The organism is Plesiocystis pacifica SIR-1 (genome assembly GCF_000170895.1).
GTDB lineage: Bacteria > Myxococcota_A > Polyangia > Nannocystales > Nannocystaceae > Plesiocystis > Plesiocystis pacifica.
This window is the reverse complement of the sequence record NZ_ABCS01000121.1, coordinates 1-13,027: the sequence shown is the minus strand read 5'-3', so window position 1 is coordinate 13,027 and position 13,027 is coordinate 1. Positions and strand designations below refer to the sequence as shown.

At 70.2% G+C, this 13,027-nt stretch carries 11 protein-coding genes; 7 read left to right on the top strand and 4 right to left on the bottom strand.

The features are described 5' to 3' along the window. Positions 1-42 precede the first annotated feature (42 nt). Complete coding sequence (locus PPSIR1_RS36010) at positions 43-1,254, top strand: hypothetical protein (RefSeq protein WP_006976198.1); 1,212 nt, start codon at positions 43-45, stop codon at positions 1,252-1,254. A gap of 19 nt (positions 1,255-1,273) precedes the next feature. On the opposite strand, the gene PPSIR1_RS36005 is transcribed toward PPSIR1_RS36010, so the two are convergent. Beyond that, positions 1,274-2,815: a BNR-4 repeat-containing protein gene (locus PPSIR1_RS36005; protein WP_045117439.1), complete on the bottom strand. Its 1,542-nt coding sequence runs from the start codon at positions 2,813-2,815 to the stop codon at positions 1,274-1,276. A gap of 163 nt (positions 2,816-2,978) precedes the next feature. Here PPSIR1_RS36005 and PPSIR1_RS36000 point away from each other — a divergent pair, with 163 nt between their 5' ends. After that, positions 2,979-4,319 (top strand): dicarboxylate/amino acid:cation symporter, encoded by a 1,341-nt coding sequence (locus PPSIR1_RS36000; protein WP_006976196.1) that lies wholly within the window; start codon positions 2,979-2,981, stop codon positions 4,317-4,319. Positions 4,320-4,425: 106 nt separating this feature from the next. Further along, on the top strand, positions 4,426-5,157 hold the full coding sequence (locus PPSIR1_RS44810) for a hypothetical protein (RefSeq protein WP_157596345.1): 732 nt from the start codon (positions 4,426-4,428) through the stop codon (positions 5,155-5,157). 288 nt (positions 5,158-5,445) lie between these two features. Here PPSIR1_RS44810 and PPSIR1_RS35990 read toward each other — a convergent pair whose 3' ends face one another. Further along, positions 5,446-6,288, bottom strand: a complete 843-nt coding sequence (locus PPSIR1_RS35990; RefSeq protein ID WP_086001997.1) for a class II glutamine amidotransferase — start codon at positions 6,286-6,288, stop codon at positions 5,446-5,448. Positions 6,289-6,533: 245 nt separating this feature from the next. Further along, the gene (locus PPSIR1_RS35985) at positions 6,534-7,121 is read right to left on the bottom strand and encodes a hypothetical protein (protein WP_157596344.1); all 588 of its coding nucleotides are present in this window, start codon (positions 7,119-7,121) and stop codon (positions 6,534-6,536) included. Between the two features lie 120 nt (positions 7,122-7,241). Here PPSIR1_RS35985 and PPSIR1_RS35980 point away from each other — a divergent pair, with 120 nt between their 5' ends. The 4 genes from PPSIR1_RS35980 (at position 7,242) to aat (ending at position 12,248) form a co-directional block, all read left to right on the top strand. After that, complete coding sequence (locus PPSIR1_RS35980) at positions 7,242-9,887, top strand: hypothetical protein (protein ID WP_006976192.1); 2,646 nt, start codon at positions 7,242-7,244, stop codon at positions 9,885-9,887. Then, positions 9,884-10,381, top strand: a complete 498-nt coding sequence (locus PPSIR1_RS35975; RefSeq protein WP_006976191.1) for a hypothetical protein — start codon at positions 9,884-9,886, stop codon at positions 10,379-10,381. The genes PPSIR1_RS35980 and PPSIR1_RS35975 overlap by 4 nt, the downstream gene beginning before the upstream one ends. Then, on the top strand, positions 10,378-11,355 hold the full coding sequence (locus PPSIR1_RS35970; RefSeq protein ID WP_006976190.1) for an HTTM domain-containing protein: 978 nt from the start codon (positions 10,378-10,380) through the stop codon (positions 11,353-11,355). The genes PPSIR1_RS35975 and PPSIR1_RS35970 overlap by 4 nt, the downstream gene beginning before the upstream one ends. A gap of 173 nt (positions 11,356-11,528) precedes the next feature. Next, a complete protein-coding gene (aat, locus tag PPSIR1_RS35965) occupies positions 11,529-12,248 on the top strand; it encodes a leucyl/phenylalanyl-tRNA--protein transferase (RefSeq protein WP_006976189.1) in 720 nt (239 codons plus the stop codon). A gap of 10 nt (positions 12,249-12,258) precedes the next feature. Here the strand turns inward: aat and PPSIR1_RS35960 are convergent, their stop codons facing one another. Then, positions 12,259-12,645, bottom strand: a complete 387-nt coding sequence (locus PPSIR1_RS35960; RefSeq protein WP_157596343.1) for a winged helix DNA-binding protein — start codon at positions 12,643-12,645, stop codon at positions 12,259-12,261. Positions 12,646-13,027 lie beyond the last annotated feature (382 nt).

Genomic DNA, 13,027 nt, shown 5'->3' with positions numbered 1-13,027 from the left:
CGACCTCGCTAGAGCCCTCACCCGTGAGCTCCCCGCGTCCGTATGGGCTGGGGGCTCGCCCTGCTCTGCGCCTGCACCCCAAATCCCGAGCCTCCGCCGCCCGAGTCGCCCCCCGAGTTCGCCCCCGCCCCCATCAACGAAGCCGCGAGCGCGCCGGAGGCCCCCGAGCCGCCCAGGACCGAGTGCGCGCCCATCCTCGACGCGATCGCGGCCGGCGAGGTCGACCGCGCGCGGCGGCTCTACGCCGACGCCCACGAGAAATTTGGGCTCGGGCCCGGAGATCTCGAGGCCGAGCTCGCCGGCGCCGACGAGGCGCGGCGGCGCCTCCTGGGCGAGTGCCTCTACGCCCGAGGTGTCCTCGCCCGCGACGTGGGCCTGCGTGCGCCGAGGCCCGACCTGCCGCCCCGCGACCCCGTGCGGGCCCGCTACGCCTTCGAGCGCTCCCGGGCCTTCGTCGACGACCCTCGGGTCCGAGAAGCCCTCGCCGAGTTCGAGCCCCAGGCCAAGCTCGAGCCCACGGCCAAGGCGACGGCCGCCGCCGTGGCCGAGGACATCTGCGCGGGGCGAATCCTGACCCGGGGGCGCGACGAGCTGTGGAAGACCTTCAGCGACTACGGCAACGAGGAGGCCTGCGCCTACGCGCTGACGGCCCCCGCCGGCGCCGGCCCCCCGGGCCTGGACGCGCAGCTCGTCGAATACCGCCCCGACGGCAGCCACCTGCTCCTGTTCGCCGTGGTCCAGGACGCCGAGCAGGCCCGGGCCGTGGTCGCCACCCGCGTGTTCGACGGGGGCCTGCCCGGGACGGGAGAGTCCGCGGCCCTGGCCATCGACGCGCTGCGCTGGCGGGACATCGACGCTGCGGCGCCGCCGGAGCTGTTCGGCCTCGTGTCGGGGATCCGAGACAAGGTCGACGCCGAGTGCGAGCTTCGAAGCGGCGAGGTCGACCAGCGCCTGCTCCTGTGCGCGGGCCTCGAGTGCGCCGTGCTCCCCCTGGTCTGGTACCTGCACGAGGACTCCGAGCTCGAAGACGGCGAGACCTGCCCCGCCCGGGCCCCGGTCCGCTGTGACGGCGGCGCGCTCGTGCCCAGCTTCGTCGGCGGCGACCTGCGCCTGAAGGCCAAGCGCCCCAAACGCTGCAAGACCATGGAGGCCTACGGCTACCGCGAGCTCCCCGAGCCCGGGCCGCTGCCCCTCGAGCGGCTCTGGCCCGAGTACGCCGCCGAGGAGCTGTGGCGCTCGACCCCAGCTCCGTGAGCCTGGCCTGGTACCGAGCCTAGTCCGGCTCGACGATCATCGCCGCCACGTCCGAGTCCCAGGTGCCGTGGTTGTTCGAGTAGCTCCCGCGCATCCACACCACCGCCGTGCGATCGTCGTCCCACTTGGGGATGATCGGGCGCAGGTTGTCCATGGTCGAGTTCGCGGTCACGGGCTCCCAGCTCCACACCCACGGCTCGTCCCGGCTCTCGCCCTCGACCTTGGTCGCCCGGTAGAGCTCGTAGTGGGACTCGTCGTCGGCCTCGGAGATCATCGGCTCGCCCGTGCTCGGGTTGACGTCCGAGGAGATGTAGACGGTGTCGGGGTCCTCGGGGTGCAGCGCGGCCAGGCCCGAGTAGTCGTCCTCGCCGGCGTAGAGCCGGGTGCCCGCGTAGGCGATCTCCTGGGTCGTCCACTCGTCCCCGTCGAAGCGCCCGTAGTGGTAGCGCAGGTCAAAGCCGCCCTCGTAGCGCGGCAAGCCGGCGCCGTCGCGCTGGACCGAGAACGCGATGTAGGGCTGCTCGTCGTCGTCGAGCTCGATGTCGACGGTCCAGGCCACGTGGTCCTCGTCGCCCTCGAACACCTGGGTCAGGTCCCAGACCGCGAGGTTCGCCTCGAGGTCCTCGCTGAGCGCGGCCAGGGGCTCGCCGAAGGAGTCGTGGATCATCCCGTCCTCGAGGTAGCCGTGGTAGATGCTCGTGTCGTAGTTGCGCGGGTGGTCCTCGGTCGCGATGAAGTGCAGGCGGCCGTCCCCGTCGTAGGCGTACTTGAGGTAGGGGCTGTAGCCGTCGAAGCCCTCGAGCCAGCGCCCGCCGTAGGTCCAGCTCAGGCCGTCGTCGTCCGAGTACATGTAGTTGGGGTCGTGGTCGTAGCCCCGGTAGAAGTTGTAGATGCGCTGGCTGGGCCAGCGGAACACGTTGGCGTAGGTGACGTTGTCCCCGCGGAAGGCCTTGTCCATGCCCGGCGAGGTGAACTCGATCGCCTCGGACCAATCCAGGGGATCGCCAGCGGGGCTGCGCCGGATGTAGACCACGCGCTCCGAGGCGTGCTTGGAGTAGACCGCGAGCAGGCCCCCGTCGAGGGTCGGCAAGAACGCCGGGTTGTTGTGATCGTCCTGCTCGAACTGCTCGTGCATGATGATCGTTTCGACGGCGTCGAGCTCGATGTCGTAGGTCCCGATCTCGACGTTGCCCCAGCCCTCCATGCCCATGGTCGAGGAGAAGCCGCCGAGGGAACGCACGGAGCCGGCGACGAGCACCCCGTCGTGGACGACGACGCGCTCGTCCATGAACCACGACCAGGCCCCGTTGTCGTTGAGCTGGATGACCGGCGCGAGGGACCAGTCGTCGCCCACGCGCTCGCCGGCAGTGCCCTCGGTGGTCTCCGTCTCCGTCTCCGTCTCCGTTTCGGTCTCGGTCCCGGTCTCCGTCTCCGTCTCCGTGTCCGAATCCGCGGTGTCCCCGATCTCGTCCGCGTTCTCGTCGCCCGAGCCCTCACACGCGACGAGGGCGCTCAGAGCGAGGACCAGCGCCCCTCTGGAGCCGAATTTCAAGGAAGTCATGGGCGCAGCTTAGCGCATTCTCTCGAGTCGCCAGCTCGAGCCAGGCGCCCGCGGAGCCCGCCAAACAAAACCCATTCCTTGCGCGGGGTTCCCGGCTCAGGCGGCAAGCATTGCCGCGCCCTCGGGCCGACGCGGCGCCGCTGAGAGTGGACGATGACGGGCGATGTTCGAGGAACTCCACGAGCTGACCATCGAGCCCCTCCACCGCCTCGTGAGCGAGCTCGACGAGCTCCTCGCCGATCGCCTGTGGCTCAAGGTCTTGATCGCCATGGTCGCGGGCGTCGGCGTGGGCTTCGTGCTCGGGCCCGAGGTCGGCTGGGTCGCGCCGCAGCGCGCCGAGGCCATCGTCAGCTGGCTCGCGCTCCCGGGCATGCTGTTCCTGGCGCTGATCCAGATGATCGTCATCGCCCTGGTGTTCGCGTCGATCATCCGGGGCCTGGGCGCGAGCGACAGCGTGGCTCAGCTGCGCGCCCTCGGCCTGCGCGCGGCGGCCTACTTCGTATCCACCAGCGCCCTGGCGATCGGCCTCGGCATCGGGGTCGCGCTGCTGATCCGTCCCGGCGACACCCTGGACCTGAAGGCCGAGGCCGCGCTCGCCCCGGCCCCCAGCGAGGCAACGACGGAGGCCGCGAGCTTGCCCGAGCGCGTCGTCGGCCTGCTGCCCGAGAACCCCATCGCCGCCATGGCCGAGGGCCAGCTCCTGCAGATCGTCCTGTTCGCCGTCGTCATCGGCGTCGCCCTGGTGTCCATGCCCAACGACAAGTCGCGGCCGCTGTTCGACCTGCTCGGCGCGATTCAGGAGGTCTGCATGACGGTCGTCAAGTGGAGCATGCGGCTGGCCCCCGTGGCCGTGTTTGGGCTGATGACGCGGGTCTCGGCGACCACCGGCCTCGACACCCTGCTGGGCATGGGCGTCTACGTGCTCACGGTGCTCGCCGGGCTGGCGATCCTCGTCGGCGTCTACCTGGTCCTGGTCGTGGTGGTCGGGCGCGTGCACCCGTGGACCTTCCTCCGCGCCGTGCGCGAGGTGCAGCTGCTGGCCTTCTCGACCTCGAGCTCGGCCGCGGTCATGCCCTTGTCCATGGACACCGCCGAGCAAAAGCTCGGCGTCCGCCCGGCCAGCGCGCGCTTTTTGATCCCCCTGGGCTCGACCATCAACATGGACGGCACCGCCCTCTACCAGGGCGTGGCGACCCTGTTCCTGGCCCAGGCCTTCGGCGTGGAGCTGGGCACCGGCGCCCTCGCCCTCGTGGTCGTGACCGCGGTCGCGGGCTCGATCGGCGCACCGGCCACGCCAGGCGTCGGCATCGTCGTGCTCGCCTCGGTGCTCGAGGGCGCCGGCATTCCGACTGCGGGCATTGCGATGATCCTCGGGGTCGACCGCATCCTCGACATGAGCCGGACCGCCGTGAACGTGACCGGAGACCTGACGGCTGCGGTCGTCCTCGATCGCCTGTTGGGCGACGAGCTCAGCGAGCCGGACGCGAGCGGTCCCGAGTCCTGAGCATGGAACGGCAACGACCGCGCCCTCTCCGCGAGAGGGGAAAATTCGGTCTCAATCCCCAGTTCTCGACCACGAGCGCCGAATTTTTCGCGATAGTCACTCAGTGATGCGTTCGCTTGGATTCTCCGCTGGCCCCCGACTGATGCTGACCTGCCTGCTGACCCTCGTCGTCGGGACGGCGCTCGGGTGCAAGGTGGACAGCACCGGCCTCGGTGGGGGCAGCGGCACGGATACGGGCACCGGCAGCGCCGAGGGCGACAGCACCGGCAACGCCGACGAGGCCGGGAGCACGGGAGAGAGCGGCGGAGGCGGGAGCACCGAGGGCACCTCCACCGAGGGCGAGTGCGTCGTCGGCTCGGAGGGCTGCCCCTGCACCCAAGGCGGCGGCTGTGACCCGGGCCTGGTGTGCGACGGGGGCACCTGCGTGCCCGGGCCCGACACCACCGACGGCAACCCCACCGAGGACGGCGGCACGACCACCGAGGACGGCGGGGACACGACCACCGACGGCGGGAACATGACGGACACGACCACCGACGGCGGCGAGACCGAGACCGAGACCACCGAGACCACCGAGGACGGCGGGATGATGAACGATCCGGACTTCGTCTGCGACAACCTCGGCAACCAGTGCAGCGTCCAGGATCCCGAGCTGTGCCTGTGCGAGGGCTGCAACGACAACGGCCAGTGCACCGACGACGAGGACTGCCTGTGCCCCGACTGCACCGACCAGCCCTACTGCATGGGCAACGACGACTGCACCAACAACGGCGAGTGCCACCCCTACTTCGAGGGCTGCAGCTGCCAGGACTGCGAAGGCCACTTCTTGTGCCAGTGAGCCTCCGTCCCAAGCTGCCGCTCCGAGAGACATGAGGGCGCAGCCCGACCGCCGGGGAGGGCCTGCGAAGGCCCTCCATCAAGGCTAGAAGGGCGCAGCCCGACCGCCGGGGAGGGGGACCCCGGGACGGGCTTTGCCGGCGGGGGCGGGGTCCAGGGCCTGGCGAAAGGCCCTTCCATTCAAAGGCCTAGGAACGGCGCAGCCCCGAACCGGCCGGGGGGAGAGGGGGATCCCGGGAACGGGCATTGCCGGGCGCGGGGGAGGCCCTGCGAAGGCCCTCCATCAAGGCTAGAACCGCTGCATCTGCATGCGCCAGTCGACCCCGATCATCTGGCGCGGCTGCATCGGCTCCCACACGTTGTCGCCCATGAGCGGCTCGCTCGAGAACACCAGGTGGCTGACGAAGCCGCCCTCGACCTTGCGCTCGCACTCGGGCGCGAAGTAGGGGCACGAGTCGCGCTCGGGGCAGTGCTGCTTGTGCGTGGAGCACTGCAGGGGCTTGCCGCCCTGGTGGGCGAGCATGGTCTGCCCGTTGGTGATCACGAAGGTCAAGAAGGTGTTGGTCACCGGGTCCGCGCCGTCCTCGGTGCAGATGTCCCCGGCGAGCTCGCAGATCGAGTCGACGGTCTCGCGCGCGGCGGCGGCGAGGTCCTCGAGGGGGTAGCCGCGGCGCTCGAGGTCGCAGCGCTCGGCCATCTTGGACAGCAGCGTGTAGAACAGGACCTCGGTGTCGGTGTTGCCGAGGATGAAGCGGCGCATCACCGGCGAGATGCGCTCGAGGAGCTTCTCGCGGATCTGCTCGAAGCCGGCGATGTTGCCGTTGTGCACGAACACCCACGAGCCGTACTGGAAGGGGTGGGTGTCGAGGATGTTGAGCTGGCCCTGGGTGGCCTTGCGCACGTGGGCGAGCACGGTCTCCGAGGTCACCACGCCCGACACCCGGCGGAACATCTCGTCGGACACCGCCGTGGACACGCTCTTGACCACGTGGGGGGCTCCGCCGAGGAAGTAGGCGACGCCCCAGCCGTCGGGGTTGCGCTCGCTCTGCTGCATGAGCGCGTTGTCAGCGCTAACCAGGCTGCGGTGCACCTGGCTCTGCATCACCGATCGAAAGCCGAAGATCCTGCACATGGCTGAGCCCCCACTCTACCCCCAAGGTCAGGGACTGTGAATGAATCCACAGTCCCTTTCTGTTTTAGACGTCGTGGACGACGCCACGCCCTCCAGCTTGTCAACAATCCACGCCCCCGCTCGCGGGGGCGACCACATGCCCTCTCATATAGGCACGAGCCCCATTGCCCACCAAGCCAAAGCGGAGGAGCGGACAGCGACGAAGCGCCCCCGGTCCCAAACTCCCTGTGGGGGCAAAACAGAGCTCAGCCCCAGCTGAGCTTGAAGCTCGCCAGGTCGGACTTGGGATCGCGCTGGGCGAGCTCGACCTCGCCCTCGACGTCGCACAGCACCAGCAGACCATGGAGCACGGTGACGACCGCGGCCAGCCACGCGGGCTCGACCGCGCAGGGCTCGGGCAGGGCGAGGAGCTGCATCTCGACCTCGCGCCGCGAGCCCACGCGCTGGGAGTCGCTGACCACCCAGCGCCCGCAGTCGCGGTAGAGCAAGCTCCAGGCCAGCGGGACGAGCTTGGCGAAGGAGCCCGGGTTGAGCCCGAACAGGCCGGTGGCCGCGAACACCACGGGCTGGATCGCCGAGCCGGACCACAGCTCGCGCAGGCTCGAGATCATGAAGCTGCGCGCCTGCTCGGCGCCGAGGATCTCGTCGAGGGCGCGCTGGACCGCGACGTCGGCCTCGATGGGCAGCCAGACCAGGGGCCCGGCGCACTCGATGCTGGTCTGGCGCGCGTCGCCGAGGCGATCGCGGACCTCGACGCCGACGGGCCCCAGCTCGTCGCAGCGGGCGAGGAGGCTGCGCAGGTAGGTGGCGCGCACGGCAGGAGACCCGCTCACGGCTCGACGCTAACAGGGACGGGACACGCGCGCCACACCACCTCGGCAGCCACGCCAAAGCACGCCCTGTCAGCGCCCGAGGGCCCTGTACTCCGCGCGGCTCCGCTATGCTCCAGCCCCATGGCCGATCCCACGGACTCGACCGCCCCCAAGGACGCCCCTCCCAAGCCGCCCGCGCAAGGCGACGGGAGCTGGCAAGGTCCGCGCTGGTCCCTGGCCGGGCTCGCCCTGACCCACGGGCTGATCTTCGCCTGGGCCGCCTCCAAGCTGCCCTGGTCCCAGTGGTCGACCTTCGCGATCGTGTGCGGCGCGCTGGCCTTCGGCCACTTCGCCACGGCCCTGAGCGCGGCCGCGCGCGCCCGCTTCACCGCGTGGATCTGGCGCGGGACCTCGATCTTCGCCCTGGGCCTGCTGCTGTGGCTGGGCTGGCAGCTGACCAGCTCGGCGAGCTACCTCGCGGGGCTCTACGGCGACCTGGGCAAGGGCCTCGGCGCGGCCGTGCTCGCGGTCCTCGGGCTGGCCGCGCTGCTGACCTTGCCGCTGTCGATCTGGGGCCTGGCGGCCACCTGGGACGCGCGCTGGAACCGGGCCGCGGCGGGCTCCGTGGCCGCCCTCGCCATCGTGTGGATCGGCGGCGCCTGGCAGACCGCCTCGGCCGCCCAGGCCACCCCCCTGCCCCTGCCCGGCGGTGGGGAGCAGCGGGTCTACGACCAGATCGCCGACGCCATCCCGGCCTGGGAGGAGCTCCCGCCCATCCCCCTCGAGGGCGCGCCGCGCAAGAACGACCCCGACGGCCCCCGGCCCAAGCTGAAGCTCCCGCCGCTGTGGACCACCGAGCCCGTCGCCTGCGTCCCGGCCTACGACGCCGTCGACACCGGCCAGGCCTACGCGGTGCTCACCTACTTCGTGCCCGCGAGCGAGGAGACCATCCAACGTCGGCGGCGCAGCGCCGTGGGCTGGCGCCTGGCCCCGGTCGAGCCGGCCTCGCGCTGCGTGCAGGCGCCCCGCGAGGCCATCGTCGAGGCCATCGCCGAGCAGCTGCGCGCCGAGGCCATGGCCGGGCCCATGAAGATCGACCTGCTCTCGGGCATGGCCCTGCTGCGCAGCCGCAACTTCGTCCTCGACATGGTCGCCCTGCGCCCAGGCCTCGACGGGATCTGCGACGCCGACCGCTGCCTGATGCCCTGGCAGCTCACCGCCACCAACCAGTTCATCTTCAACGAGCCGGTGGGGTGGATCCCCGACTTTCGCTTTGGGGTCTCGCCGGTGCGCCTGCAGCGGGCCCTCGGCGGCTCCGTGCCCAAAGAGGTGCTGATCTGGGATCGCGAGCGACGCCGGCCCAAGACGCGCAAGAAGGAAGAGCGCGACCAGCCGCTGATCGCCCCCGACGGCGCCGAGGAGTGGGGCAGCATCGAGGGCCTGCTGCGCGTCGAGACCGTCAGCATCGTGATCAGCGACGACGCCGAGGTCCGCGAGCTGCGGCGCCTGCACGAGCGCGAGGTGCCCCTGAGCCAGCACCGCCTCGCCCTCGCCCAGCGCCGGGCCGAGCGCTACATCGCCGAGGCCCAGCTGGCCAACGGCCGCTTCACCTACACCCTCGACCCCTTCACCGGCAAGCGACGGACCAAGTCGTGGAACCTCCCGCGCCAGGCCGGCACGACCTTGGTGATGTGCGAGCTGGGCACCGACGAGCACCAGACCCGGACCGTCGCCACCCGCTCCCTCGCGTTCATGGCCAAGCACGCCCGGGCCGCCGAGAACGGCGACGCCGCCGTCGGCGGGTCCAAGCTGCTCGCGCTGATCAAAAACGAGACCAAGACCGAGGCCCACCTGGGCTCGACGGCCCTGCCGGGGATCAGCTACTTCGCCTGCCGCGAGCACGTCGGCGATCGCTTCGACACCCTCGCCGCCGGCTTGGTCCGCTACCTGCTCGCCATGCAGCGCCCCGACGGCAGCTTCTACCCCAAGTACGACGTCGCCACCGGGGAGCCCATCGACGGGCCCGAGCCGATGTACGCCGGCGGCCAGGCCATCTTCACCCTGACCCTGGCCGAAAAATTGAGCATCGAGGACCCCGAGGCCGCCGCGGCCATGGACCTGCCCGACACCAAGACCCTGCACGACGCCACCGAGGCGGCGATGAACTACTACGCGGGGCCCTACTGGGACAACTTCCTCCGCGACTTCTTTTGGCTCGAGGAGAACTGGCACTGCCTCGCCGCCCGGGCCTCCCTGGGCCACCACCGCAACGAGGGCTACGAGCAGTTTTGCGTCGACTACATGGCCTACAAGTCCCGGGTCCCGCTGCGCCCCGACAGCCGCGTGGCTGAAGAATTCGTCGGCGGCTACTCCCTGGGCAACATCCTGACCCCGGTCAACACGCCCACGGTCGGCTACGGCGAGGGCCTGGCCGCGTCCATGGCCATCAAGCAAGCCCGCGGCGAGGACGTCAGCGAGGACGTCGAGCACATGAAGGCGATCATCGCCTTCGCCCTGCGCCAGCAGTGGAACCCCGTGACCTGCTTCGCCTGCACCCCCAAGCACCTCGCCGTGGGCGGCTTCTCCGAGTCCATGAGCGCGCCGGAGATCCGCATCGACTACACCCAGCACGCGTGGGCGGCCCTCGGCCACGGCGGGGCGCTGATCTGGGACCACATCCCGCCGAGCCACGAGATGGATCGCACCCGCGGCGAGCCCGAGGAGCCCGAGTTCCCCGGGCTGACGGCCCCGCCCGCCCAGGACCCGGCCCAGGACCCGGTCCAGTGAACGAGCCGAGCCCCGCCGCTCCCGTCCGGGAGCTCCGGCGCCTGCCCGCCGTGTTGTTCAGCCTCGCGGTGATCGCCGCGACGCTGTGGCCGATGTTCCGCGACCCGCCCCAGGACTCCTTCCCGCTCTCGAACTATCCAATGTTCTCGACGGTCCGCAAGACCCGGTGGATCCACGTGGTCGTCGGCGTCGACGCGGACGACCTGGCCTGGCCGATGCCGCCGAGCAAGGTCGGCAACCTCGAGGTGATGCAGGCCGCGGAGACGATCCGCAAGGCGATCCGGGGCAAGCGCGCCAAAGAGCTGTGCCGCCACGTCGCCGAGCGCGTCGCCGACGACTCGCGCTACGACAACATCGTCCGCGTCGAGGTCCAGAGCCTCAAATTCAACCCGCTGACCTACTTCGCCGAGCCCGACGGGCGCGACCCCCTGGGTGTCAAGCGGCGGGCGAGCTGCGTGGTCGAGCGTAGCGAGAAGGGGGCCCCCGGAGCATGAGCGCGACGCCCGAGCGCCCCGCGGACCCCCGCCCGGTCTGGGAGCGCGCCCTGTTCCCCGAGGCCCCCGCCCTGCGCCTGGCGACGCTGCGGGTGATCGTCACCGGCGTCGCCCTGGCCTGGCTGCTCGCCCTCTCGCCCCTGCTCTACGCCAACCTCGGCTTCCCGGCCGCGCGCTTCGAGCCCGTGGGCGTGCTCAGCGTGCTGGCCTCGCCCCCGGGCGGGGCGGTGATGCTGTTGGTCTACCTGGCGACCCTGGGCGTGGGCGCGGCGGCCCTGGTCGGCCACCGCTACCGCGTCAGCGGCCCCCTGTTCGCCCTCGGCCTGCTGTGGCTGACCACCTACCGCAACTCCTGGGGCATGGTCTTCCACACCGAGAACCTCGTGGTCTTGCACGCGCTGATCCTCGCGGTGCTGCCGGCCAGCGACGCCTGGTCCCTCGACGCCAGGCGTGAACGAACGGGCGTGAGCGCCCAGGGCAACAGCGCCGCCTACGGCTGGGGCCCGCGGCTGATGGCCACCGTCGGCGTGCTCGCCTACCTGATCGCCGGAGTGGCCAAGCTCCGCAACGCCGGCCACGCCTGGCTGGGCGGGGAGGTCCTGCTGACCCACATCGCCTGGGACAATCTGCGCAAGATTGAACTCGGTGACATGCACTCGCCGATCGGCGCGTGGCTGTCGACCTATCCCGCCGTGTTCCCGCCCCTGGCCTGGGCCAGCGTCGCCCTCGAGCTCGGCGCGCCCCTGGCCCTGCTGCACCGCCGGCTCGCGTGGATCTGGTCCATCGGCATGTGGTCCTTCCACCTCGGCGTCGTGGCGATCATGGCCATCGTCTTTCCCTATCCGCTGTGCGGCGCCGCCTTTGCCCCATTGTTCGCCGTCGAGGAGCTACCCCGGCGCCTCGCCGCCCGCGCGCGAGAGCGCCGCCCGAACTCTCGGCTGGCCCGCTGGCTGCCCAATCCCGACGATTCCTAGTCGTGGACGTGGGGCAGGGAGGGTGTGGCGTCGTCCACGACGGCTCCTAGTCGTGGACGTGGGGCAGGGAGGGTGTGGCGTCGTCCACGACGGCTCCTAGTCGTGGACGTGGGGCAGGGAGGGTGTGGCGTCGTCCACGACGGCTAAAGAGTCAACCGGGTTATAACGCTCGGGTGCCCGTCCGCCTGATCCGAGGGAATCAGCGCTTGCCTCCCCCCGAGGAGGCGGACGAGCGCGGCCTCGTCGCCGTCGGCGGCGATCTTCGCAGCGAGCGGCTCATCGACGCCTACCGCCGCGGCATCTTCCCCTGGTACAGCGAGGGCCTGCCGGTGCTGTGGCACTCCCCCGACCCGCGCTTCGTGCTCGAGCCCCGGGAGCTGCGAGTCAACCGCAGCCTCCGCAAGGCCCTGCGTCGCCGGCCCTACCGGGTCACCTTCGACCAGGCCTTCACCGAGGTCATCCGGCGCTGCGCCGAGGTCCCGCGCCCGGGCCAGGACGGGACCTGGATCACCGACGACATGATCGCCGCGTACGAGAGCCTCGCTCGCCTTGGCTATGCCCATAGCGTCGAGGCCTGGCGCGACGAGGAGCTCGTCGGCGGTATCTATGGCGTCAGCGTCGGGGCGCTCTTTTGTGGCGAGTCCATGTTTTCACTCGCCCCCGACGCCTCGAAAGTCGCCTTTGTCCATCTGGTGCGCCAGCTCGAGACCTGGGGCTGCGGACTGATCGACTGCCAGGTCCACACCCACCACCTCGAGCGCTTCGGCGGCTGCCACTGGCCCCGAGAGCGCTTCCTCGGAGCCGTGGCTGAATTGCGCGAGCGTCCCCTGGAGCAGGGCCCAGAGCTCGCCTGGGCCTTTGATCCAGAGCTGATCGACGCCCTCGCTAGCTAGCGAAGCGAGCTCAGCTCGCCAGCGAGTAGCGAGTGCCGCGGGCCTTGCCCGTGAAGGTGACCAGGCCCTTTTCAATCAAACGATTGAGGGAGGTGCGGAGCTGCGTCGAGTCGGCGCCGAGGGAGGCGCGGAGATCGGTCGCGGCGATGGTGTCTCCGCCCAGGGCCTTGAGGGCCTCGAGGACCTCGGCGTCGAAGGCCTCGCGCCCAGCCTCGGTCCGAACGTTGCGCTTGCCTCCGCCCTTGGAGCCTCCGCCGCTGGTCTTGCCTTTTCCACGCTTGCGGCCACCGCCGGCCTCGAACAGGTCGCCGAGGGTCACGCCGGACAGCTCGGGGTTGTCCTGCACCAAACGCGCGAGATCCTGAATCGGCGCCTTCGGGTTTCGGGAAACGATCATGGTGAGGGCCAACTTGCCCTGATCAGCAAGTGCGTCTTGATAGGCCTTCTTCAACGGGGTCGGCATGACCTTCTTATGCAGCATCATTTCCACTTTGTGTAGTCTGTTTTCGCATTTATCTTATAAAGACCCCTAAGACTGCGCTAAAACCCGATCGCGCCGTGGAGTGCTGATCACCTATTTCTCGATCACCCGAGTTCGATGCGATTTCATGTAGTGCGCTCCGCGAAAGTTTCGATTGAGAGCCCCCTCGAACAGCCAGCCCTTAGTTTTTTCATCTTTTGGGGCGCGTGCCCACGGCCTTTGAACATCCGAGCAGTACCCGGGGCAATGCTCATGCCGCTCATTTTGACACCCAACGACTGAGCGGCATGAGCATTGC